Here is a 22,343-nt window from a genome sequence, read left to right as displayed (position 1 = left end):
GGGTTGCCGCAGGGCCCGCGTGCCGAGCCGGTTGCCCCGGGCCTGAGTACCTGATGATGTGAATCCCCCACAGACAGGGGTCTGGTGCCCCTGCCTAACTAGTCCCACAACAGGAAGTGTTATTAGCCATGAGTCTTGCAGATCAAGTATTGGCGGTGAACGACGATTTGCCGATCCGTACCGATAAACCTGTCCATTCCGGCAAAGTGCGCAGCGTCTACTGGTTGACCCCGGCAGACAGTGCCCGGCTCATTCGGGAGAAAGGCTATGATGTGCCGGCCGATACGCCCCTGGCCCTCATGGTGATCAGTGATCGCATCTCGGCTTTCGACTGCATCTGGCAAGGGGTGGACGGTCTGAACGGCGTGCCGGGCAAGGGCGCGGCGCTCAATGCCATCTCCAGCCACTGGTTCAAGCTGTTCAAGGAGCAGGGGCTGGCGGACAGCCACATCCTGGACATCCCGCACCCCTTCGTCTGGATCGTGCAAAAAGCCCGTCCCGTGATGATCGAGGCCATTGCCCGCCAGTACATCACCGGCTCCATGTGGCGTGCCTACAAGGATGGTGAGCGGGAATTCTGCGGCATCACCCTGCCGGAAGGGCTCAAGAAGGATCAGAAGCTGCCCGAGATCCTCATTACCCCGTCCACCAAGGGGATCCTCAAGGGGCTGGATGGCGTGCCGGAAGCGGACGACGTCAACGTCTCCCGCGGCGACATCGAGCGCCACCATCAGGCCTTCGGCTTCCGCTCCCCGGCGGACATCGACCGCTACGAGGCGCTGCTCAAAGAGGGCTTCAACGTCATCAGCGAGGCGCTGGCTGCCCTGGATCAGGTCTTCGTCGACACCAAGTTCGAGTTCGGTTACGTGACCGATGCCGCCGGTCGCGAGAAGCTCATCTACATGGATGAAGTGGGCACCCCCGACAGCTCCCGCATCTGGGACGGCGCAGCCCTTCGCGGCGGCGAGATCATCGAGAAGTCCAAAGAGGGCTTCCGCCAGTGGCTGCTGAACCACTTCCCGGATCCGGACATCCTGCTCAACAAGAACCGCATGCCCGAGCGCTTCGCCCTGGCCCGTGACAACAAGCTGCCCACCGAGGTGATGATGGATATCTCCCGCACCTATGTGGGGATCGCCGAGAAGATCATCGGTCAGCCGCTGGTACGCAGTGCCAATCCGAAGCAGGAGATCATCGAGGTACTGCGGGAGCAGTACGGCCTGATCGACTGAGGCCGACCGCTTTTTTGCCGCAGGCGAACAAACGTTTGCTGGTGGCAAGGGAGGCGTTTGCAACGCAGATGACAAAACGGGCCCCATGACGGGGCCCGTTTTCATTGGGTTGTCGGAGCGCTCAGCCATTGACCCGGAAGATCTGGCCGGTCTGTACCCCCAGTACCGATTTCTTGTAGGCCTGGGCCACCCGGGCGGCGGGTACCGGCACGAAGCCCGGGAAGAAGTCGGCATACTTGCCCATGGACTCTTCCAGCACGGTGGGGCTGACCACGTTGATGCGAATGCCCCTTGGCAGCTCGCAGGCGGCCCCTTTCACGAAGTGCTCGATGGCGCCGTTGATGGTGGTGGCGCTCACCCCCCAGTGGATGGGCTCCTCGCTCAGAATGCCGCTGATGAGGGTGATGGAGCCACGGTCGCTCAGGTGGGCAATGGCGGCCCGGGTCAGGTTTATCTGGCCCATCAGCTTGCTCTGAAGCCCCACCTGCCACTGCTCGTCCGTCATCTCGGTCAGGGCATTGAAGGCGACGCTGCCGCTGGCGACCACCAGGGCATCGAACCGGCCTAGGCCCGCGAAGAGGGTAGCGATGGAGGCGCCATCCGTCATGTCGACGGTGGCATCCCCCTGGCTGTGACCGACCCGGATCACCTGGTGATCCTGGGCAAGCAGTTCGCTGACGGCGGCGCCAATGGTGCCGGAGGCACCCACAATCACAATCTTCATATCTATCGCTCCTGGTTGAGATGAGTTGATGATAGCGGGATAAAAAGGGAGAAAAAGCGCTTATGATGAACCCATTGTTTCCATATTGGTGCTAATGATGGATATCACCCACCTGGCCAGTTTCTATGAAGTGGTGCAACGGGGCAGTTTCTCCGCCGCTGCCGATGCCCTGGGGGTGAGCAAGGGGATGCTGAGTCGCCATGTCAGCGCCCTGGAGTCCGCCCTCAATGCCCAGCTGCTCCAGCGCACGACCCGCAGACTCAGCCTGACCGAGGCGGGGCGGGTGCTTCACCAGCAGGCCGGCGAGATCTTCGCCCTGGCCCGGGAGGCGGAGGAGGGGATCCGCGCCCTGACCGAGGAGGACAGCGGCCGCCTGCGCTTCACCTGCCCGGTCAGCACGGGGGACCGCATGGTGAGCGAGCTGCTCGCCCGTTTTGCCGAGCTGTGCCCCGGCGTCCAGGTCGAGCTCAACTTCACCAATGCCATGATCGACATGAGCCAGGGGGAGAATGACATCGCCCTGCGGGCCATGGAGCTGATCCCCGACAACCTGGTGGCCCTGCCCCTCGGCAGGCTCAAGGATGTGGTGGTGGCAAGCCCCGCCCTGCTGGCCCGGGAGGGGATCCCTGCCACTCCCTATGAGCTGGGGGGGCGCTCCTGCCTGCTGCAGGGCCACAACCCGGACTGGGAGCAGTGGCACTTTCGCCAGGGGGAGGAGGAGGCGCACATCCTGGTGCAGGGGCGAGTGCGGGCCAACCACTACAGCACCCTGCTGCAACTGGCCCGGGCGGGCATGGGCTTTGCCAAGTGTCCACTGATGCTGGTGGAGGCCAGCCTGGCCCGAGGGGAGCTGGTGGCCGTGCTGACGGAGTGGCAGACCGGCCTGCACCCGATCCATGTGCTGCACGCCCAGCAGCGCCGGGTGCCGCGCAAGATCCGGCTGTTCAAGCAGGTGCTGGCCCAGTGGTTTGCCGAGCGGCCCCATTATCTGCTGGGGTGAGCCTGCATCCCGTTATTTTTCTGTCATCTGGGGCTGCTACCCTGCGCCCTTCATCGCGAAAGGAGAGTCAGGGAATGAAGCGTCATCAGGGTTGGGCAGGGGTTGCGCTGCTGTGCTGCGGCGGTGTGCAGGCCGAGGTCAGGGTCGAGGTGCCCCGGGATTTCCAGATCCTGGCGGTGAGCGCAGGCAAGGTGCAGGACGAGCAGCATGCCGTGCTGGCCGACGGAGAGCAGCAACTGCTGGTGCGCTACGAGGGGGTGATCCCGAGTCGCAACAGCAGCGACAACGATCGCCAGGTTCGCTCCGAGCCCCAGGTGCTTCGCTATGAGGCACGCGGGCAGTCGGTGCGCCTGCAGGCTCCCGTGCCTGCGGACGAGGCCGGGATGGAACGCTACGCCAGGGCCCCTGTCCTGGGCCTGGTGGCGGGGGGGCAGCCCCTCGAGGTGCGCCAGGATACGCTGGTGGTGCAGGGGATGCAGATCGGCATGGACTGGCATGCCAGGCTGATGGAGTACAACCGTGGCGAGGGGCCTGCCGTGCTCGCCGGTGCGGCGGATGTGGCTGCGGCCGCCGTAGCGACGCCCCGGGCCTCCTCCGTGCCTGCCAGCGCCCTGGAAGGGCAGTTGCAACAGCTTTTCCTGCAGGCGGACCCCGCGCTTCGCAAGCGCTTCATCGGTTGGGCCGTGCCGCGCCTTTAAGTTTGCTCCCCGTTGCAGTAACGTGGGCACATCTTTGATTCCCGATGTGCCCATGTTGATCAGCGAGGCCCCCATGTTTGAATTGCACCCCCGCCTTCAGGCGGATACCCGGATACTCGGGGATCTGCCCCTGTGCCGCGTCCTGCTGGCCAAAGACAGCCAGTATCCCTGGCTGATTCTGGTGCCCCGGGTCGCCAACCTTCGGGAGATCCATCATCTGGCCCCCGAGCAGCAACAGCAGTTGATGCAGGAGTCCTGCGCCGTCGCCACCCTGATGGAGCGGGCACTCGGCCCGGACAAGATCAACGTGGCGGCCCTCGGCAATCTGGTGCCTCAGCTGCACCTGCACCACGTGGCCCGCTTCAGCTCGGATGCGGCCTGGCCCGGTCCCATCTGGGGTGCCTGTCCCGCCATTCCCTATGAGGAGCAGGCCTTGCAAGGGGCGGCTGCCAGTTGGCAAACCCGTCTGGCTACCCTGGATGGATTTCAGCCATTTCTGACTGATAATCCAGTCAAGTGAGAGGTGGCTCGCGCTTTGGGCACCGGGATCACGCAATCTGTTAGCGTATCGCGTCGGTGCATGGTGACATGGGCGACACGAGTGACAGCCCCATTATTTCGATCAGCAGGAAGGTTCCATGATAGTGACAAGATCCGAGGATGATGCCGTATTGACCACAGAGGACGTACTGCTGAGCCTGTGCAATTCGGTGACGAGCGTATTGAGTGCGGCGACCCAGACCCAGGTGCGCTTCTCCGGCATGGTGCAGCGGATCAGCAAGACCTGCCTCAAGCCTGACATCGGCTGTTTCGTGCTGTTTGACGGCGGCTTCTCCGGGCTGGTGGTGATCAACTTCTCCGCCGCCGCGGCCATGGAGCTCTACCAGAGCTACATGCTGAGCATGGGGCTCTCCAAGGAGGATCTCGCCATCTCCCACACCTCGGACGAGGTGAGCAACGTCATGGGCGAGCTGATGAACCAGATCGTCGGCAGCTTCACCACCAAGGTGGGGCGCGAGCTGCAGACCCACATCACCCAGAACCAGCCCAAGATGCTGGCGCTCAACAAGCAGGTGATGCTGAGCGTCGACACCAACCTCGACAATCCCGAGACCCGCCGGGTGACCTTCTTCACCGCCAGCAACAACATCTTCTATCTGGAGCTGGCCATGGACAAGACGGAGTTTATCCGGATCCATGATGGCGGCGTGCAGGAGGAGGTGGATCCCGACGAGCTGATCGCTCAGGCCAAGCAGTCAGCCAAACCGGCACCGGCGGCCGCGCCGGCGAGCAACGAGCACGACGATCTGCTGGATTCCCTCGGCATCTGATGGTCGAGGGTTGTGCAAATGAAGAGGCCACCCCGGGGGTGGCCTCCTTGCTTGGGGCGGGTCAGAAGTTGTAAAGCAGCCCGGTACTGAAGCGAAGCGCCTCGGCATCGTAGAAGTCGATGTCGGAGTCGGCGCTGGAGTAGGCCGCGGTGAAGGTGGCGGCAAGGGGTTTGATGCCGAACAGGTTGTGCCAGAAGAAGGTGCCATTGAGGGCGAACTCGCTGGCATCGGCGCGCTGGCCGAACAGGGGATTCGCCTCGTCATACTTGCGCTTGCCGGCGTAGAGGTTGCTCACGATGGACCACTGGGAGGCACGCTTGGCATAGGTCAGCTGCAGACCGGTGTTCTTGAAGCTCTCCGCACTCCCGTCCAGGCGGGCCTCCTTGTAGAGGAAGGCGGGCTCCAGCAACTGGTCGCCGCCGAAGTGGTACTGGTAGGAGAGTGCCAGGTCGTGGATCTTGCCATTGCGGCTCAGCATGGAGGCGTAGTGGGTGCCGTGGGTCAGGTCATATTGCTGGCCACTGCGCTCCTCGTCGAGCTCCACTTCCCGGCTGGTCAGGGTGGCGTAGACGTTGCTGCCCCAGATCCTGTCCCAGGCAAAGCGCACCCCTTTCGAGGTGAGATCGGTGGCGCTGCGGTCCACGCCGGTGGCGAAGGGATCGCTCCACACTTCCACCGGCATGAGGTTGAACACCAGGGAGGTGGCGACGATACCCTTGTCACCCATCTCCTGGCGCAGACCGAGTTGCTGGGTAAAGTCGAAGCGCACCGCGTCCTGGATGAGGTTGCCGAGGAAGACCTGGGTGCGGGTATCGGCGAAGGTGTAGCGGATATCGGCATTGAGCAGCGGGCTCAGACCGCTTTCGCGGCCGGGGGAGCCCAGATCATCGATACGGCTGTTGCTGTCGTCACCGGCATAGAAGTTGGACTTGTGGCTGCCGGCATTGACTCCGCCCAGCAGAAAACCGGACCAGCCGGTCTGGCGGGGGATCTCCCCCAGATCGGCGTGGGCGGTGGTGGCGACCAGCAGGCCAAGGCTCAACAGAACATGATTTCGCATCGGGTATGCTCCTGACATAACGAATGAGAAGGGTGACAGTGCGCCCCGGTATCCCGGTGGAACCGGTGCTGACTGAGGCATGGCAGGCATGCTACCCCAGCCGGAGTGTGACGTTAATCAATAATTGAATACGCGACGGACAAGAGTTCATGGCGCCGTACTGGTATCCTGTTTGCGCAAGAAAAGGGGAGAAAACAACGAGATGAAGCAGATCAAATCCTGGGCGCAATATTACGTCGACCTGATGACCAAGCTGGGACTGGTGCGCTTCAGCATGTTCCTGGCCACCGCCATCATAGTGCTGGCCGTGTCGATCCAGATGGGGGTGACTCTGTTTTTGCGCGGCACCGTGGACATCGTCGACCTGGTGCGCTCTGTCTTCTTCGGCCTGCTGGTGACCCCCTGGGCCGTCTATTTTCTCTCCATCGTGGTGGATCAGCTGGAGGACTCCCGCCAACGGCTGACCCGGATGGTGCGCAAGTTGCAAGACATGCGCGAGCGGGATCTCGAGCTCAACAGCCAGTTGCAGGAGAACATCAGCCGGCTCAACGCCCAGATCGCCGAGACCAACCGGGCCGAGACCCTGCGCCAGCAAGCCATCGAGGATCTCGAGAACGAAGTGTTCCAGCGGGAGAAGGCCCAGCTGCATCTGGGGGAGCGTACCGCCCTCTTGCGCTCCTTCATCGACTGCTCCCCCGATCTGGTCTATTACCGCAACGAGGATGAGCAGTTCTCCGGTTGCAACCGCGCCATGGAGGAGCTCACCGGCAAGGTGGAAGCGGAACTCATCGGTCTGACCCCGTTCGATGTCTACAAGCACGACATCGCCAGCAAGGTGGTGGAGACCGACAAGCAGGTCTTCGCCCAGAACGAGCCGCTCACCTATGAGCAGTGGCTGGAGTATCCCGATGGCCGCAAGGCCTACTTCGAGCTGCGCAAGGTGCCTTTCTTCGACCGCTTCGGCAAGCGGCTCGGCCTGCTCGGCTTTGGTCGCGACATCACCGAGCGCAAGCAGTACCAGGACAAGCTGGAGAAGGCGAGTCGGGACAAGACCACCTTCATCTCCACCATCAGCCACGAGCTGCGCACCCCGCTCAATGGCATCGTGGGCCTGAGCCGGATGCTGATGGATACGCCCCTCGATGCCAGACAGCAGCAGCAGCTCAAGACCATCCACCTGAGCGCGGTGACGCTCGGCAACATCTTCAACGACATCATCGATCTGGACAAGCTCGACCGTCGTCGGCTGGAGATTGCGCCGGCTCCGCTGGATTTGCCCGCCTTCCTCGACGAGCTGGAGACGCTGTCGCGCATCCAGGCGGAGCAGAAGGGGCTCTACCTGCACTTCGACCGGGACGGCGACATGCCCCAGTTCGTGATGGCGGACGGCACCCGGCTGCGTCAGGTGCTGTGGAACCTGGTGGGCAATGCGGTCAAGTTCACCGATGAAGGGGGCGTCACCATACGCTGTCTCGCCCACGCCGCTGATGAACCGGGCAAGCTGGCGCTGCACTTCGAGGTGGAAGACACCGGGGTGGGCATTCCCCGTGCCCAGCAGGAGAAGATCTTCGCCATGTACTATCAGGTGCAGGGCAAGAAGCACGCCACCGGCACCGGCATCGGTCTTGCGGTCTCCCGCCAGCTGGTGCAGGCCATGGGCGGTCAACTCTATGTGGACAGCGACCCGGGCGAAGGCGCCTGCTTCACCGCCGAGCTGGAGGTGGACTGCGTCGAGCCCAAGGCCGCGGCCCCGGAGCCCGAGATGCCCTCCCTCGACATCCTGCTGGTGGAGGATGTGGAGCTCAACGTGACTGTGGCCTGCGCCCTGCTGAACAAGCTCGGCCATCAGGTCAAGGTGGCGCGGGATGGTGCAGAGGCGCTGGCCATGGCCAACCCGGATGATTTCGACTTGATCCTGCTCGACATCCAGCTGCCGGACATGACGGGGTTCGATGTGGCGGAGCAACTGCTCGCGCGCTACGGCGACAGCCTGCCCCCCATGGTGGCGCTCACCGCCAATGCCACCGGCGATCGCCAGTACTACCGGGATCACGGCATGCAGGATGTGATCAACAAGCCGCTGGGCTCCAAGGCGGTGCGGGAGGTGATAGGCCACCTGTTTGCGGATCTTGCCGGGGACGAGGCGGACGAGCAGGACGATGTCCACCATCAGGATGCCCTGCTGGATCTGCCTTTCCTCACCGATTACGCCAGCACGGTCGGCAAGCCGGTGCTGCTCTCCAGCGTCGAGCTGTTCGAGAAGATGATGCCGGACTACATGGCGGTGCTCGACTCCAACATGATTGCCAGGGATCAGGCCGGTGTGGTGGAGGAGGCCCACAAGATCAAGGGGGCGGCGGGCTCCATCGGCCTGCGCCGGTTGCAGCAGACGGCCCAGCTTATCCAGAGCCCGGATCACCCCGCCTGGTGGGAGAACGTGGAAGACTGGATTGAAACCCTGCGCCGGGAATACCCGGGTGACATCGCCCGCCTGCGGCGCTGGCTGCTCTCGTAGACACGACGCCTCAGGCAAGGAGCCACGACATGTATGACCGTTTGATCCCCCCCGAGCGCATTCACCCCTGGGGAGACGAAGACCTGCTGGAGGCGACGGAGCAGGACCGCACCCGCATCGTGCAGGCGGCGCCGGTGCGTCGGTTGCAGCAGAAGACCCAGGTCTTCCCGCTCGATGTGAAAGCCTCGGTGCGCAGCCGTCTCACCCATTCGCTGGAGGTGCAGGAGACCGGTCGCCAGATCAGTCGCCGCATCCTGGCGGCGCTGCCGGCCGGAGTGGTGTGCGAGGGGGCCTTCATCAATCTGGTGGAGATGTCCTGCCTGTTGCACGATGTCGGCAACCCGCCGTTTGGCCATTTCGGCGAGCAGGTGATGAGTCAGTGGCTTGCCCAGGAGCTGGACGGCCTCTTCGCCCGTGCCCACGACCAGTTGCCGAGCCCCCAGTGGGCAACCCTTCGCCAGGATCTGCTGGTGTTTGACGGCAATGCCCAGAGCCTGCGACTGGTGCACAGCCTCCATGAGCTGAACCTCACCCTGGGGCAGTTGGCGGCGCTGTGCAAATACCCGCAGCAGCCCCTGCCGGGATTGCACCATCCCCAGGGCTATGGTCAGCACCACGGCTGGACCAGCAAGCGCGGCATCTTCTTCAGCGAACAACCCCTCTATCGTGCCCTCGGCCAGAGCCTGGGGCTGGCCGAGGGGTGCCGTCATCCGCTGGTCTACATCATGGAGGCGGCGGACGACATCTCTTACTGCATCGCCGATCTCGAGGATGCGGTGGACAGGCGCATCCTCACCCAGAGCGAGCTGCTGGCAGCCCTGCGCGAGGCGGACGAGGGCGGTTACATGGCCGACCTGCTCGATGAGGCGCTTGCCTCCGGTCGGGGGTTCTTCCCCCATTTTCGCCAGCATCTGACCCGGGATCTGGTGGCGCTGGCCGCCCATACCTATGTGGCCGAGCACGATCAGATCCTGAGCGGGGCCTATCCCCAGGCGCTACTGCACGGCCAGGCTCCGGCAGCCCGGGTACTCGATACCCTCAAGCGGGTGGCTCGCGAGCTGGTGTTCATGCGCCCGGAGGTGGAGGCGCTGGAGCTGGAAGGCTATGCCGCCCTGCGCGGAGTGCTCTCCACCTACGCCTGCCTGCTGGCCCTGCCCGCCAGCCAGTTCGAGCGGCTGCTCGCAGGCAACGGCGGGAGCGAGCTCTTCTTTGCCCGGCGGCTGTTCCACCGCCTCTCTGCCCGCCACCTCAAGGCGTACCGGCTGGCGGTGGCGAGCCGGGATCCCCGTTTCGAAAAGGAGAGCGAGCAGGAGTGGTACTACCGGGTGCGGCTGCTGCTCGATTATGTGAGCGGCATGACGGATACCTATGCGCTGGAGGAGTTCCGGCTGTTGTCAGGGATTTGACTGAACCTCTTTTTGGCCGCATTCCACCCATATGGGTGGGAGAGATATTGCGTAAAATTCGGTGTTTTTTTACACTGCGGCAACTTGTTCAACTTTCACACGGTAAGGAGACGACCATGCAACATTCCATGTTCAACGTTGCGTTCGATCGCTGCTCTGGCAGCGCGAAGACTCGTGCTCTTTATTTGCCGCGTGGAGGGGACAGGTAACACCTGCTTTTTTCATCACCCGCGGTTGTCCCGCAGGGTGATCACCTCTCTCCGGGGGAACCGCACGTTCAACTGGAGAATATTATGTCTATCGAACTCGCCCTGCTGCGCCACGTAGAGACCCTGGTTCAAAAAAGGATCACCCGGCTGGAGCGTCGCGTCAGCTACCTGCACCTTTCGCCAGCCCTGCTCAAAGACATCGGGCTGGAAGGGCAAAATGTGCAGATCGCCCACATCCGTGAGCGGGAGTTTCAAACCGGTTTCCGGCTCGGGAACCGAATAACCTGATGGGAGGGGGCATGGCCCCCGACCTGGTGGATGGCAGGCCTGGGCCTGCCATTTTTCTTTCCTGATGAGCATTGTCTCAATTTAGTTGTCGCACATTGCGCCAAACACTCTATGATCCCCCTCCGTTTCGTATGGGAGTTGATAATGTTCCGCCGCTGCTGTCGTCTCATCCTGCTATGTGGTCTGGCTTTCTGGAGCCTGATGGTTGCGGCTGCGCCGGCGCAACTGGACCAGAGCAACTTCACCCTGGACGAACTGCACTGGCTTGCCACCCATGATGAACTGGTCGTCGGCATGCCTTCGGCGGCCTGGCCACCCTATGTCTATACCGATGGGCGCGGCAACTTCACCGGCCCCCTGGATGAGTTCGCCTCCCAGATTGCAGCCAGGCTGGGGGTGAGCCTTCGCTACCGTGCCTATGCCAACAATGCGGCGGTCCAGCAGGCCTTGCTGGATGGCAAGGTCGACATGTTGATCGGGGTGGCTCCGAGCCCGACCCGCACCCTGCAGATGCAATTTACCTCCGAGCTGATGGCACTGCCCCGGGCCGTGCTGCTGACGGGGGGGAGGGAGAGCCTCTCCCTGGAGGAGGCCTATGGGGTGCGCTGGGTCTGCGTCTTCGGTGTCAGCGCCTGCGATGAGCTGCTGCGCCTTGGGATCTCGAACCTGATCACGGCCGACAGCCGTGACGAGGCGATCTTCATGCTCAAGGAGGGCAAGGCGGATGCCTACCTGGCCGAGCTGCCCATGCTGAACAGGCTGCAAGCCATGGCGGGCATGGCGCTGGCCAGGATCGACTGGATGAGGGATACCTCCCTCGCCATGGCCGTGGCGCCCAGGAATGATGTCTTGCAGGGATTGCTGGAGCGGGCCCTCGAGGATATCTCTCCCCTCGAGCGTCGCGCCATTCTGGAGGCGGGGGATATCCTCGACTATGCCCTGGTGAAAAGGAGCAGGGAGATCGTCTTCAATCCGCAGGAGCAGGCGTGGTTGCAAGCACATCCGGTCATCCGCTACGGGGTTGCCCCGGATTGGCCCGGGATGAGCGAGGTGGACGACAGGGGGCGGCTCAAGGGGCTCATTGCCGATCTGCTGACACTGATGAGCCAGCGTGCCGGGCTCCAGTTCACCCTGGTGCCGACCCGGAGCTGGGCCCAGAGCATGGCGCTCTTCCAGGATCGCAAGCTGGATCTCATCCCGGCCATGACTCCCACCGCGGAGCGTCAGCAGTTTGCCCGGTTTACCCCCAACTACGCGTCGATCAACCGGGTGGTCGTGGCGAGGCAGGGGATGGCCGAGCTCACCGCCGCCAGGGCCCTGAAAGGGCACAGGGTGGGCATGGTGGGGGGCTCGGTGGAGCAGGTCTTGCTGAACGAGGTAGGGGCCATCGCCGTGCCGGTGGCCAGCGATGCCGAATTGCTGCCCCTGCTGGACCAGCAGAAGGTCGACTATGTGCTGATGAGCACCACCACCCTGGAGCAGTCGCTGCAAAAGGGATTCAGCGACCGCTACCAGGTGGTCTTCTCCGGCAGCGACCTGCGGGTACCCATCGCCATGGCGACCCAGTTGCAGGACCCCATGCTGCAGCAGATCCTCACCAAGGTGCTGATCGCCATTCCCCCCGACGAGCTCTCCGCCCTGGAGAAAAAGTGGCTCTCCCTGACCATACAGACGGGACTGGATCCGAAGACGGTGCTGCTCTGGTCCTCCCTCGGTGGCGGCATCTTCCTGCTCTGCCTCTTGCTGTTCATGGGCTGGAACCGGACGTTGCGCCGCCAGATCAGCCAGCGGCGGGAGGCCGAGCGGCGGCTCGAGGAGCAGCTGGTGTTTGTCCAGATGATGCTGGATGCCCTGCCCAACCAGGTGGTGCTGACCAACGAGCGCTATGAAGTGGCAATGACGAACCGGGCGTATCGGCAGATGTTCCTCGGCGGGGAGAACCTGACGGGCTCCTATGAGCGGTTGCTCCAGGATCGATTGCCCGAGTCGATCCGTGCCAGGGTGATGGAGGAGGATGCCAGCGTCTGGGAGAGCGGAGAGGAGCTTCATGGACGGGGCGAGATCCGGTTTGATGACGATCGCCTGCACCAGATGATCTACACCAAGCGGCTCTTTGCGGGGCCCGATGACAAGCGGCTCGGGATCCTGACCGTGCTGACCGACGTGACCGAGCTGGAGCAGGCGCGGTTTGCGGCCCAGGAGGCGCAGACCCGGCTGACCCAGATCACCGACAGCATGCCGGGTCTGGTCTATCAGTATCACTGGCTTGGGCCGGGCAAGGGGCACTTCCTCTACACCTCGCAAGGGGTCAGGGAGATGGTGGGGGTGGAAGAGGACCTGGTCGGCATGGCGGTCACCGGTGCCTCCATCCTGGGGCTGACAGGCAAGGCGCACCAGGACTTCGTGGCCACGGTGGATCGTCATGCCCTGAGCATGCAGCCGCTGGATCTCGAGGTGGAGATCCGGCGCCAGGGGGAGGCGGGCTATTTGCAGATCCGTGGTCATTTCGTTCACCAGGAGGGGCTTGAAGGGGTCATATTGAACGGCGTGGTGCAGGACATCACCAAGCTCAAGCGCCAGGAGCTGGAGCTGCGCCAGGCCAGGCGGGTGGCGGAGGAGGCGACCCAGGCGCGCAGCCGCTTCCTCGCCACCATGAGTCATGAGCTTCGCACTCCCATCTCCGGCATGCACGGCATGCTGGAGCTGCTGCAAATGAGCCCGCTGGATGACGATCAGCGCTACATGTTGCGCAATATCTCGACCTCCACCAACCACCTGCTCTATCTGGTGAACGACATCCTGGACTTCTCCAAGATGGAAGCCGGGCAGTTGCAACTGCACCCCCATCACTGCCGCCTGACCTCGGTGATTTGCGATGTCATCCGGGGACATGCGGCCCTGGCCTATGGCAAAGGGCTCAACGTGACGCTGCGGTGGGGAAAGACGGTGCCGGATCTGGCCTGCATCGACGGGATAAGGGTGGGGCAGGTGATCTCCAATTTGTTGAACAACGCGGTGAAGTTCACCGAGGCGGGGGCGATCGCCATCCAGGTGGATTATGAAGACGACCGGCTGGCCTTCCGGGTCCGGGATACCGGGATCGGCATCGCCCTGGAGCAGCAGCGCACCCTCTTCATCCCGTTCAAGCAGGTGGAGTCCGACACCAACCGCCGATTTGGCGGCACCGGGCTTGGGCTTGCCATCTGTCATCAACTCACCCAGAAAATGGGGGGGAGCCTGACCCTGGAGAGTACCCCCGGAATGGGCACCTGCGTGACTTTCATGCTGACCCTGGCCGAGTGCCAGTGGGAAGCGCCCCCCCTGACCGGCCAGGTATGGTGGTGGTTTGGGGAGGATGAGGGGCTGGAATCGGTGATGGCCAGGCTGGGCGCCAGACTGGTACGCATGGAGGCACACCATTGGCAGCAGCCCCTCGAGGGGCATCTGCTGGCGCAGGAGAATCACCTGGAGCAGGCCCTTGGCAGTGACTGGCTGGCCTGTTTGCAGCGTTCGAACCTCAAGGGCATAGTACTCTCTCCCCATGAGGCCCTGCGGGGGCGCATGGGTGGCGACGCCTGGTGGCGACTGGGACAATCGCCTCTCTACCCGGATCTGTTGCTGGAAACCTGCCAGTCACTGTTCAACCAGCAGGCGAGCCAGTCGAAGGGGATGGAGGGGGAGAAGCTCAAGGGGCGGGTGCTGGTGGCCGATGATCACCCCGTCAACCGGGCATTGCTGACGAGACAGCTCGCTATCCTGGGGCTCGAGTCCGAGGTGGTGGAAGATGGCGAGGAGGCGCTGCGCGCCTGGCAGGGGCAGGACTTCGCCCTGCTGCTGACCGACTGCCACATGCCGGTGATGGATGGCTATGCCCTCACGCGAGCCTTGCGGGATGCCGGGGACAGTGCTCCCATTATCGGGGTGACGGCCGATACCTCTGAGGAGGCGAGCCAACAGATGCGTGATGCCGGCATGAACGACATGCTGTTCAAGCCCTACAGCCTGGATGCCCTGAGCCAGACCCTGGGACGCTGGTTGCCGACTCAGGAAGAACAGCTCGCCTCGGAGGCGCCCCGGCAAGCCAGGGTTCAGCTGCCAGGCATAAGCTGGTTGACCCTGTTCGGGGATGAGGCGGTGGCACGCAGCATGGCCAGCGAATACCTGGAAGCCAACGAGCAGGATGGCGAGGACATGAGGCTGGCGCTGGCCAGCCAGGATACCCAGGCGCTGGTGGAGACGGCACATCGCATCAAGGGGGCCGCGCGCATGGTAGGACAGCAGGCATTGGCAGAGGAGGCGGCCCGGCTGGAGGCGGCGGCCAGATTGAAACAACTGGACAAGCTCGATGACCTGGCCAGGGCGGTACAGGCATTGATGGACTCTATCAGAGGTGAAACGGGGTTATGGCTCGATGAATAGCGCACGGCATGAGTTGGCGATCATGGTGGTGGAGGATCACAACTTCCAGCGCAAGGCCCTGATGCACCAGATCCGCGGACTGGGCTACGGCAACCTGCTGGAGGCGCAGGACGGGGAGGAGGCGCTTGCACAGTGCCAGCACCACAGGGTCGACATCCTGTTCTGTGATCTGCGCATGCCGGGCATGGATGGCATGGCGCTGCTGCGCCGCCTCTCCCTTGGCGGGTTCCGCGGCGGCATTGTGCTGTGCAGCGCCCTGGAGGATGACGTGGTCGATGCCGTGCTGCGCATGAGCCGGGCCTATGGCCTGCAGGTGCTGGGGCGCATCGAGAAACCCGCGTCTCCCCAGCAGATCGCGCAGCTCATCGGTGCCTGGCGGCCCCAGCAGGTACGCAGCCAGGAGGAGGATGGTTATCACCTGACCCTGGATGAGCTGCGCCGGGCGCTGGATCAGGACCAGTTGCTGCCCTGGTATCAACCCAAGGTGGGTTTTCACAACGGGGAGTGGCTCGGCATGGAGGCGCTTGCCCGCTGGCAGCACCCAGAATATGGCCTCATCTCGCCGGCCCGTTTCATCCCGCTGGCGGAGCACAACGGGCTCATCGACCCGCTCACCGAGGTGATCATCGGCAAGGCGCTGCGGGACGGCCACCTGTGGGAGAAGACAGGGCTCTCCCTGAACCTGTCGATGAACCTGTCCACCACTTCCCTCATTGAGGGGGATCTGTGCAACACCCTGCTCAGCCACTGCCAGCGCTGGAGCATCAACCCCGAGCTCATCACCCTCGAAGTAACCGAGAGCGCTTTCGTCAAGGATCTCGGCAAGTCGCTGGAGGTGCTGACCCGCTTGCGGATGCACGGTTTTGGTCTCTCCATCGATGATTTCGGGACCGGCTACTCCTCCATGCAGCAGCTCGCCCTGCTCCCCTTTACCGAGTTGAAACTGGACAGATCCTTCGTGGATCGCTGCTATGAAGATCCCTCTCGCCTAGCCATCATCGAGTCCAGCATCGAGCTGGCTCGCAAGTTGGGCTTGAAATCGGTGGCCGAGGGGGTCGAAGATGAGGCGACCTGGCAATTGCTGGCGAAGCTGGGGTGCGATCAATGCCAGGGCTTCTTCTCCGCCCGTCCCATGCCCCGCGAGGAGCTGCTGGGATGGCATCAGGGTTGGCAGGCTCGTTTGCCCGCGCTCATCAGACGCTAATCCCGGGCAGGATGCCCGACGAATTCCAAGGATGGCCATGAAAATATCAAGCAAGTTGTTGTTGAGCTTCTGTTTTATCAACCTGCTCATCATTCTCTCCTCCGCCCTTGTCTATCATCAGCTCGGCCGGATCGAAGGCTCGCAAGATGCCTTGCTGGCCCAGGCCCTGCCCGCCCTGCAGCGGGACGAGGCGAGCCAGAAAGCCCTGATTGCCACCGTCTCCTCCCTGCGGGCCTATCTCATACTCGGCAAGGATCCGGCACAGGGTGATCGCATCAAGCAGGAGTGGGAAGAGGCCTGGCACGCCATCGAACGCCAGCGTTTCACTCCCGACCTGACCCGGGCACTCAAGGATTTCAAGGGGGCACAGTCACAGGTGTGGGCCCTGGCTCACACCGAAGAGAACCTGCCCGCCCACACCCTGATGCTGCTGGAGGCCGGCCCCCTGGCGGAGTCGGCCCTCGATCAGTTGCAGTCTTTTGCCAATGAAGAGGTGGCGACGCCCCAGGCGACGTTGCCCGGTGACAGGCGCCTGCTGCTCAAGCAGGTGGGGGATGCCTACAACAGCCTGGGCAATGCGCTCTCCGCCCTGCGGGATTTCCTCATCTCGGGGGAGAAGGAGTACCTGGACAAGTACCGGGACTACTACCAGTTTCACCAGCAGCGGGTGGCCGAGCTGAAACAGCAGGAGGCCAACTTCACCGAGGCACAAAAGGGGCTCTGGACGCTCTTTGAAGAGATGTCAGCCCCCTTTGCCGAGCTGGTCGGTCAGGTGATCGAGAAGCGCCAGGCCCCGGACTGGGACAGGGCCAACCACCTGATGGCCACCGAGATAGAGCCCGCCCTGACCCGGCTGGCGGATCAGCTGGCGACCCAGGTGACCCATACCCGTGCCGAGGTGGACAAGATGGCGGGGGAGATGGCGGCCGCCAGTCAGGCCATCCACCGCACCCTGCTGCTGGCCACCACCAGCGTCATCCTGCTGGGCACCCTGGTGGCCCTGCTGTTCAGCCGGCGCCTGACCCGGGACATCGCCAGCCTGGTGAAACGGGCGGGCCTGGTGGCCGATGGCCGCCTCCCCGTCACCCCCTTGCCCGTGCTTCGTCAGGATGAGCTGGGAGGGCTCACGGGCTCCATCAACCGGATGTCGGCACAGTTGCGCGAGCTGGTGGGGGAGATCCAGGGGGCGGTCGGTCAGGTGGAAGGGGCTGGCCGCGAGGTGGGCCAGACCACCAATGCCATCGTGGATGATCTGGCAAGCCAGAATCAGCGGCTCGATGCGGTGGCAGCCGCCATCGAGCAGATGTCGGTCAGTACCCGGGATGTGGCGGGCAACATTGCGGACGCGGCGGGAGCGGCTCGCCAGACCGAGCAACAGGCAAGGGAGGGGGAGCAGGCCCTCGCCCGCATGGGGACCACCATGGCGCAGATTGGTGCCATGATTGCCCAGGCAAACCAGGCGATGACGCAGCTCAGCAGCCAGAGCGAGCAGGTGGGGAGGGTCACCGAAGTGATCGCCACCATCGCCGAGCAGACCAATCTGCTGGCACTCAATGCGGCCATCGAGGCGGCGCGGGCCGGTGAGCAGGGACGGGGATTTGCCGTGGTGGCCGATGAAGTGAGGCAGTTGGCCAGCCGCACCAGCGCATCGACCATGGAGATCAACCAGACCATTGCCAGCATCCAGCAGCAGACCCGGGAGACCGCGGATACCGTGGGCAGCGGTACCCTGCTGGTGGAGCAGGGGCGCGGTGCCGTGGCCTCGGTGACCGAGACCCTGGAGTCGATGGCGACGCTGGTGCAGGATCTCAGCGGCCAGCTTGCCGCCATCGCCACCGCCACCGAGCAGCAGTCAAGGGCGGCGCAGGAGGTGGCGGGCACGGTGGAGGAGATTGCCGGGCTCAGCCATCAGTCCAGCGAGCATGGCCAGCAGGGGGAGCAGATCGCCGCCCGCCTGACCCGGGAGACCGGGAGACTGACATCGGCCATCAGCCGCTTCGAACTGGATGCCTGACGCAAGTGAGAGAAAAACGGGGCAGACCTCTGGGTCTGCCCCGTTTTTTTCGGCCCGACAACCTGGTGGTGGAAGGATGCACGACGCAGGTGCGGTCCTGACCGTTAGGAAGCAGGGGGATGGTGTCTTGTGTACTGCCCTGTGGCTCTTTCTGCCGACAGGACGGGTCACTCCAGGCGGCGGAAGGCCTGGTTTTCGAAGCTGCTGCAGGTCTCCTGGTTGAGCAGGTTGACCAGCAGGATGGCCCGCTTTTCGCCATCCGGCTCCAGATAGATGGCTTCAAACCCGGCGAGGGGGCCGGATTCGATAAGTACCTTGTCTCCCTGGGTCGGCAGACGGGCATAGCTGGCGCGCGCCTCGTCGCTGTCGTCCCGGCTCATGAGCCGGTAGAGCAGCTGGCTGCTGACGGGGGTCCACTCCTTGCCGAAGTGGATGATGCGACTGATGCCCCGGGTCGATTTCAGGGTGACCGGGGTGACCTCTTCCAGATCCACGTAGATGAAGAGATAGTTGGGGAACATGGGCTCGCGCTGGGGCACGCGCTTGCCTCGCCGCAGTTTTTCAATCTCGACCATGGGGTAATAGGATTCAACGCCCTGGGCTGCCAGATGGGCGCGGGCGCGGGCCTCTTCCTTGGGTTTGCAGTAGGCCAGATACCATTTCTTCATTGTTGTTCTGTTTTTCGTGTTGCCGTGCTTCTGGCTATGATAACGGGGGTAAAAAAAAAGGCCACGCTTGACGTGGCCTTTTTTCCAGAGTGAGTGATTACCAACCTTTCACCAGACCGCCCTTGAACAGCTCGGTTCCCTTCTTGAAGACCTCGTCGGTCTGGAAGGACTGGACGAACTCCTTGACCTTCTCGTCGTCCTTGTTGTTCTCGCGAGCAACGATCAGGTTGACGTAGGGGGACTCCTTGTCTTCGACAAACAGGCCGTTCTCGGTCGGGGTCAGACCAATCTGACCGGCGAAGGTGTTGTTGATGATGGCCAGATCCACGTCTTCCAGGGAGCGCGGCAGTTGTGCGGCTTCCAGCTCGACGATCTTGAAGTTGCGCGGGTTGCTGGCGATGTCCAGTACGGTCGCTTCCAGACCGGCACCCTCTTTAAGCTTCAGCAGGCCCTGCTTCTCCAGCAGGATCAGGGAGCGACCCAGGTTGGTCGGATCGTTCGGCACCGCGATCTGGGCACCGTCTTTCAGCTCGGACAGGGCCTTGACCTTCTTGGAGTAACCGGCGATCGGGTAGACGAAGGTGTTGCCGACCGGCACCAGCTTGAAGCCGCGATCACGGATCTGGGCATCCAGGTAGGGCTTGTGCTGGAAGGCGTTGACGTCGACGCTGCCGTCGTTCAGGGCCACGTTCGGGGTGACGTAGTCGGAGAAGGTGACCACTTCGACGGTCAGGCCGTATTTTTCCTTGGCCACCTTGGCCGCGGTCTCAACCAGCTCGGTCTCGGGACCGGCGATGGCGCCCACCTTCAGGGTCTTGTTCTCTTCCTTCTGGCCGCAGCCGACCAGTACCAGGGTTGCCAGCAGCGCAGCTGCTGCGGATTTGATGCCCAATTTCATAAAAACCTCCTGTCAGAAATCGACGATTAACGATGATCACATTGTTTGACCAGGCGCTCACCCGCGCTCTGGATGAGTTGAACCAGCACCACCAGAATGACCACGGTGACCAGCATGACGGTGGGATCGAAACGCTGGTAGCCGTAGCGAATACCCACATCACCGAGACCACCGCCTCCGATGGCACCTGCCATGGCGGAGTAGTTCACCAGGGTGACGAGGGTGATGATGACGCTGTTGAGGATCCCCGGCAGGGCCTCGGGCAGCAACACCTTGGCGATGATTTGCAGGGGCTTGGCCCCCATGGCCTTGGCCGCTTCCAGCAGGCCGTCAGGCACCTCCATCAGGGCCCCTTCCACCAGGCGGGCGATGAAGGGAATGCAGCCCACGGTCAGCGGCACGATGGCGGCGATGGTGCCGATGCTGGTGCCGACGATGAAGCGGGTCAACGGAATGATGGCGACCAGCAGAATGATGAAGGGCACCGAGCGACCGACGTTGACGATGACGCCCAGGACCTTGTTGAGCAGCGGATTGGCCAGGATCTGGCCCGCCTTGGTCACGTGCAGCGCCACGCCGAGCGGCAGGCCGAGCAGGCAGCCGAACAGGGCGGAGGCAAACACCATGATGAGGGTGTCGCCCAGAGCCGAAATCAGCAGATTAATCATTGCTTCGGACATAACCCATTACCTCCAGCTGAATGTGGTTGTCGATGAGGAACTGCTGGGTGGCCTCGCACTGGGCCTCGTCCCCGAACAGTTCCGCCAGCAGGAAGCCGAACTTGACGCCACCGGCGTATTCGATGTCTGCGCTCAGGATGCTGATGTCGATGTTGAAACGGCGGCTCGCCTCGGAAATCAGCGGCGAATCCACCGTGGTCCCGGTAAAGCCGAGCTTCACCAGGGGATAGCTGCCGGGCACCCGGTCGCTACTCATCCGATCCTGATACTCCTGGGGCACTTCCAGGTGGATGGTGGAGTGGATGAAATCCCGGGCCAGCTGGGTCTTGGCATTGCTGAAGAACCAGGCCACTTCCCCCTGCTCAATGAGACGGCCGTCGCTGATGATGGCCACCTCGTCGCAGATCCCCTTCACCACGTCCATTTCGTGGGTGATGAGCAGTATGGTGAGCCCCAGCTTGACGTTGATCTCCTTGAGCAGGGTCAGGATCGAGCGGGTGGTCTGGGGGTCGAGGGCCGAGGTGGCCTCGTCACACAGCAGGACCTTGGGAGCCGGTGCCAGGGCACGGGCGATGGCGACGCGCTGCTTCTGGCCGCCGGAGAGCTCGGACGGATAAGCGTGGGCACGGGCTTCCAGCCCGACCAGGGCCAGCAGTTCGCTGACCCGGCTCTGGATCTTGTCCTTGCTCCAGCCCGCCAGCTCCAGCGGGAAGGCGATGTTGGCGGAGACGGTGCGAGAGGCCAGCAGGTTGAAGTGCTGGAAGATCATGCCGATCTGGCGGCGAGCCTGAGTCAGATCCCGCTCGCTCAGGGCGACCAGGTCCTGGCCATCGACGATGACCTGCCCCTCGGTGGGGCGCTCCAGCAGGTTGACGCAGCGGATGAGGGTACTCTTGCCGGCACCGGAGGCACCGATCACCCCGAAGATCTTGCCTTGGGGCACATGCAGGCTCACGTCACGCAGGGCGTGCACGGCATCACTGCCTTTACCGTAGACTTTGTTGAGACCGATCAACTTAATCATGGATTCTTCCGTGCTAACAGCCTTAAAGCACAGGGCGCTACAGGCGGGTAAATTGGGCAGAGGTTTCACTGGGTAGCTCTGTCATCATGGAGGATGATGCTAAGATGTCCGGATGGCTGTGTCAACGCATGTTTTTACGTCTAGACGTCTAAAAAATGGATAAGGATTCCCGCCATTTGACTATGGTGTGGAGGTATCACCACCAGTATCAATATTAGATTCCGATTTTATGAATCTAGTCCGAATATAAGCTGGTAAATATCTTTTATGTCGTCGATTTGATGCCTCCCTTCGGGCAAGGTGCCGGGTTGTCCGGGCAGCATCGCTGCCGGTTTCCCCTTCCTCCTGCTGTCTCTTTTTCTGCTTTCTTTTCCATCGCCTTGATGCAGAACAATAAATGACCAGTTCGTGGCCGTGTCGACATGCCAGCTCCCTATACTGGCTGCAGGTGGATGCCAGGAGGGAGGCGAGATGCGATTCCAACAGATCAAGGACCTGATGCTCTATCTCGAGGAGCTTCATCATCGGCAAGGGCGCATTTACGGGCGCCAGATCCCCCGGGTGGATGCTGAGCGCAGCAGGATGTTGCTGGCCTATCTGCAAGGGCGGGAGGATGCCGCGGCGGCCCATCTGCACGATTATCGCGAGCAGATGGGAAGCGCGGTGAAGGAGACCTGGCTGGATCAGGGATTTGGCGAGGATCTGCTGGCCGAGGGGGATCGTCTGGCGCTGCCCGCCACAACCCAGCCCGCGGAGATAGTGGCCCTGGTGTCACGCCAGGAGGAGAGGCTCATCGGCGAGCTGGAACGTCTGGCCCGGGAGTGCCCCACGCCCGACACGGCGGCGCTGCTGAAAGCCCTGGCCTCCATGGCCCAATCCCGCCTGACCCGTCTGGTACACGGTGCTCATCGCCTCGACGATCTCTGAGCCCGGATGAGAGAGACCCGGCACGGGCCGGGTCTTCTGATGTTGC

Annotated in this window: 18 protein-coding genes; 12 read left to right on the top strand and 6 right to left on the bottom strand. The window is 62.9% G+C overall.

Annotated elements, in window-relative coordinates:
- The first annotated feature begins 128 nt into the window (after positions 1-128).
- Positions 129-1,232 (top strand): phosphoribosylaminoimidazolesuccinocarboxamide synthase, encoded by a 1,104-nt coding sequence (locus AB5Y51_RS12210; RefSeq protein WP_039040947.1) that lies wholly within the window; start codon positions 129-131, stop codon positions 1,230-1,232.
- Between the two features lie 121 nt (positions 1,233-1,353).
- Here the strand turns inward: AB5Y51_RS12210 and AB5Y51_RS12205 are convergent, their stop codons facing one another.
- Positions 1,354-1,956 carry a short chain dehydrogenase gene (locus tag AB5Y51_RS12205; RefSeq protein ID WP_323902561.1) on the bottom strand — a complete coding sequence of 201 codons (603 nt, stop codon included), beginning with the start codon at positions 1,954-1,956 and terminating at the stop codon, positions 1,354-1,356.
- A 97-nt stretch (positions 1,957-2,053) separates the two neighbouring features.
- Between AB5Y51_RS12205 and AB5Y51_RS12200 the strand changes: the two genes are divergently transcribed.
- The 4 genes from AB5Y51_RS12200 to AB5Y51_RS12185 all read left to right on the top strand — a co-directional run bounded on the left by AB5Y51_RS12200 (position 2,054) and on the right by AB5Y51_RS12185 (position 4,985).
- Positions 2,054-2,956, top strand: coding sequence for a LysR family transcriptional regulator (locus AB5Y51_RS12200; protein WP_042016837.1), 903 nt, complete (start codon positions 2,054-2,056; stop codon positions 2,954-2,956).
- A gap of 74 nt (positions 2,957-3,030) precedes the next feature.
- On the top strand, positions 3,031-3,654 hold the full coding sequence (locus AB5Y51_RS12195) for a DUF2057 domain-containing protein (RefSeq protein WP_128296945.1): 624 nt from the start codon (positions 3,031-3,033) through the stop codon (positions 3,652-3,654).
- Between the two features lie 73 nt (positions 3,655-3,727).
- Positions 3,728-4,174: an HIT domain-containing protein gene (locus tag AB5Y51_RS12190; protein WP_039040966.1), complete on the top strand. Its 447-nt coding sequence runs from the start codon at positions 3,728-3,730 to the stop codon at positions 4,172-4,174.
- Between the two features lie 118 nt (positions 4,175-4,292).
- Entirely contained in the window at positions 4,293-4,985 is a 693-nt protein-coding gene (locus AB5Y51_RS12185; protein WP_029313837.1) for a DUF3334 family protein, read from the top strand.
- Between the two features lie 61 nt (positions 4,986-5,046).
- Here AB5Y51_RS12185 and AB5Y51_RS12180 read toward each other — a convergent pair whose 3' ends face one another.
- A complete protein-coding gene (locus AB5Y51_RS12180; protein WP_368178506.1) occupies positions 5,047-6,045 on the bottom strand; it encodes a DUF2860 family protein in 999 nt (332 codons plus the stop codon).
- 202 nt (positions 6,046-6,247) lie between these two features.
- Between AB5Y51_RS12180 and arcB the strand changes: the two genes are divergently transcribed.
- From arcB to AB5Y51_RS12150, 6 genes are all read left to right on the top strand, one after another.
- Positions 6,248-8,560: an aerobic respiration two-component sensor histidine kinase ArcB gene (gene arcB, locus AB5Y51_RS12175; protein ID WP_039040952.1), complete on the top strand. Its 2,313-nt coding sequence runs from the start codon at positions 6,248-6,250 to the stop codon at positions 8,558-8,560.
- 29 nt (positions 8,561-8,589) lie between these two features.
- Positions 8,590-9,966, top strand: coding sequence for a dGTPase (gene dgt, locus AB5Y51_RS12170; protein ID WP_043152541.1), 1,377 nt, complete (start codon positions 8,590-8,592; stop codon positions 9,964-9,966).
- A gap of 293 nt (positions 9,967-10,259) precedes the next feature.
- Positions 10,260-10,463 (top strand): hypothetical protein, encoded by a 204-nt coding sequence (locus AB5Y51_RS12165; RefSeq protein WP_080768051.1) that lies wholly within the window; start codon positions 10,260-10,262, stop codon positions 10,461-10,463.
- 144 nt (positions 10,464-10,607) lie between these two features.
- Positions 10,608-14,882, top strand: a complete 4,275-nt coding sequence (locus AB5Y51_RS12160; protein ID WP_368178505.1) for a transporter substrate-binding domain-containing protein — start codon at positions 10,608-10,610, stop codon at positions 14,880-14,882.
- Positions 14,875-16,086: an EAL domain-containing protein gene (locus AB5Y51_RS12155; RefSeq protein ID WP_029313841.1), complete on the top strand. Its 1,212-nt coding sequence runs from the start codon at positions 14,875-14,877 to the stop codon at positions 16,084-16,086. The genes AB5Y51_RS12160 and AB5Y51_RS12155 overlap by 8 nt, the downstream gene beginning before the upstream one ends.
- A 37-nt stretch (positions 16,087-16,123) precedes the next feature.
- The gene (locus tag AB5Y51_RS12150) at positions 16,124-18,100 is read left to right on the top strand and encodes a methyl-accepting chemotaxis protein (protein WP_201901558.1); all 1,977 of its coding nucleotides are present in this window, start codon (positions 16,124-16,126) and stop codon (positions 18,098-18,100) included.
- A gap of 167 nt (positions 18,101-18,267) precedes the next feature.
- On the opposite strand, the gene rfaH is transcribed toward AB5Y51_RS12150, so the two are convergent.
- From rfaH to metN, 4 genes are all read right to left on the bottom strand, one after another.
- Positions 18,268-18,768 carry a transcription/translation regulatory transformer protein RfaH gene (rfaH, locus tag AB5Y51_RS12145; RefSeq protein WP_368178504.1) on the bottom strand — a complete coding sequence of 167 codons (501 nt, stop codon included), beginning with the start codon at positions 18,766-18,768 and terminating at the stop codon, positions 18,268-18,270.
- A 97-nt stretch (positions 18,769-18,865) separates the two neighbouring features.
- Entirely contained in the window at positions 18,866-19,666 is an 801-nt protein-coding gene (metQ, locus tag AB5Y51_RS12140) for a methionine ABC transporter substrate-binding lipoprotein MetQ (RefSeq protein WP_010673183.1), read from the bottom strand.
- Positions 19,667-19,692: 26 nt separating this feature from the next.
- Positions 19,693-20,346, bottom strand: a complete 654-nt coding sequence (locus AB5Y51_RS12135) for a methionine ABC transporter permease (protein ID WP_029313844.1) — start codon at positions 20,344-20,346, stop codon at positions 19,693-19,695.
- Entirely contained in the window at positions 20,327-21,370 is a 1,044-nt protein-coding gene (gene metN / locus AB5Y51_RS12130) for a methionine ABC transporter ATP-binding protein MetN (RefSeq protein WP_039040957.1), read from the bottom strand. Before metN ends, AB5Y51_RS12135 begins: the two co-directional genes overlap by 20 nt.
- Positions 21,371-21,841: 471 nt before the next feature.
- Between metN and AB5Y51_RS12125 the strand changes: the two genes are divergently transcribed.
- Entirely contained in the window at positions 21,842-22,297 is a 456-nt protein-coding gene (locus AB5Y51_RS12125; protein ID WP_039040959.1) for a hypothetical protein, read from the top strand.
- The last annotated feature ends 46 nt before the right edge of the window (positions 22,298-22,343 follow it).

Origin of the sequence: Aeromonas sp. R7-1 (assembly GCF_040908115.1) — a bacterium.
Taxonomy (GTDB): Bacteria; Pseudomonadota; Gammaproteobacteria; order Enterobacterales; family Aeromonadaceae; genus Aeromonas; species Aeromonas caviae.
Note: the sequence above shows the minus strand (reverse complement) of the source record. Positions and strands in the feature narration are given on the sequence as shown.

What these genes read in the sequence shown, in the direction of transcription:
- arcB (WP_039040952.1), top strand. Translation starts at nt 6,248, where the DNA reads ATGAAGCAGATCAAATCCTGGGCGCAATATTACGTCGACCTGATGACC.
- AB5Y51_RS12210 (WP_039040947.1), top strand. Translation starts at nt 129, where the DNA reads ATGAGTCTTGCAGATCAAGTATTGGCGGTGAACGACGATTTGCCGATC.
- rfaH (WP_368178504.1), bottom strand. Translation starts at nt 18,768, where the DNA reads ATGAAGAAATGGTATCTGGCCTACTGCAAACCCAAGGAAGAGGCCCGC.
- dgt (WP_043152541.1), top strand. Translation starts at nt 8,590, where the DNA reads ATGTATGACCGTTTGATCCCCCCCGAGCGCATTCACCCCTGGGGAGAC.
- AB5Y51_RS12135 (WP_029313844.1), bottom strand. Translation starts at nt 20,346, where the DNA reads ATGTCCGAAGCAATGATTAATCTGCTGATTTCGGCTCTGGGCGACACC.
- AB5Y51_RS12180 (WP_368178506.1), bottom strand. Translation starts at nt 6,045, where the DNA reads ATGCGAAATCATGTTCTGTTGAGCCTTGGCCTGCTGGTCGCCACCACC.
- AB5Y51_RS12190 (WP_039040966.1), top strand. Translation starts at nt 3,728, where the DNA reads ATGTTTGAATTGCACCCCCGCCTTCAGGCGGATACCCGGATACTCGGG.
- AB5Y51_RS12125 (WP_039040959.1), top strand. Translation starts at nt 21,842, where the DNA reads ATGCGATTCCAACAGATCAAGGACCTGATGCTCTATCTCGAGGAGCTT.
- metQ (WP_010673183.1), bottom strand. Translation starts at nt 19,666, where the DNA reads ATGAAATTGGGCATCAAATCCGCAGCAGCTGCGCTGCTGGCAACCCTG.
- AB5Y51_RS12205 (WP_323902561.1), bottom strand. Translation starts at nt 1,956, where the DNA reads ATGAAGATTGTGATTGTGGGTGCCTCCGGCACCATTGGCGCCGCCGTC.
- metN (WP_039040957.1), bottom strand. Translation starts at nt 21,370, where the DNA reads ATGATTAAGTTGATCGGTCTCAACAAAGTCTACGGTAAAGGCAGTGAT.
- AB5Y51_RS12200 (WP_042016837.1), top strand. Translation starts at nt 2,054, where the DNA reads ATGGATATCACCCACCTGGCCAGTTTCTATGAAGTGGTGCAACGGGGC.
- AB5Y51_RS12165 (WP_080768051.1), top strand. Translation starts at nt 10,260, where the DNA reads ATGTCTATCGAACTCGCCCTGCTGCGCCACGTAGAGACCCTGGTTCAA.
- AB5Y51_RS12150 (WP_201901558.1), top strand. Translation starts at nt 16,124, where the DNA reads ATGAAAATATCAAGCAAGTTGTTGTTGAGCTTCTGTTTTATCAACCTG.
- AB5Y51_RS12160 (WP_368178505.1), top strand. Translation starts at nt 10,608, where the DNA reads ATGTTCCGCCGCTGCTGTCGTCTCATCCTGCTATGTGGTCTGGCTTTC.
- AB5Y51_RS12155 (WP_029313841.1), top strand. Translation starts at nt 14,875, where the DNA reads ATGAATAGCGCACGGCATGAGTTGGCGATCATGGTGGTGGAGGATCAC.
- AB5Y51_RS12195 (WP_128296945.1), top strand. Translation starts at nt 3,031, where the DNA reads ATGAAGCGTCATCAGGGTTGGGCAGGGGTTGCGCTGCTGTGCTGCGGC.
- AB5Y51_RS12185 (WP_029313837.1), top strand. Translation starts at nt 4,293, where the DNA reads ATGATAGTGACAAGATCCGAGGATGATGCCGTATTGACCACAGAGGAC.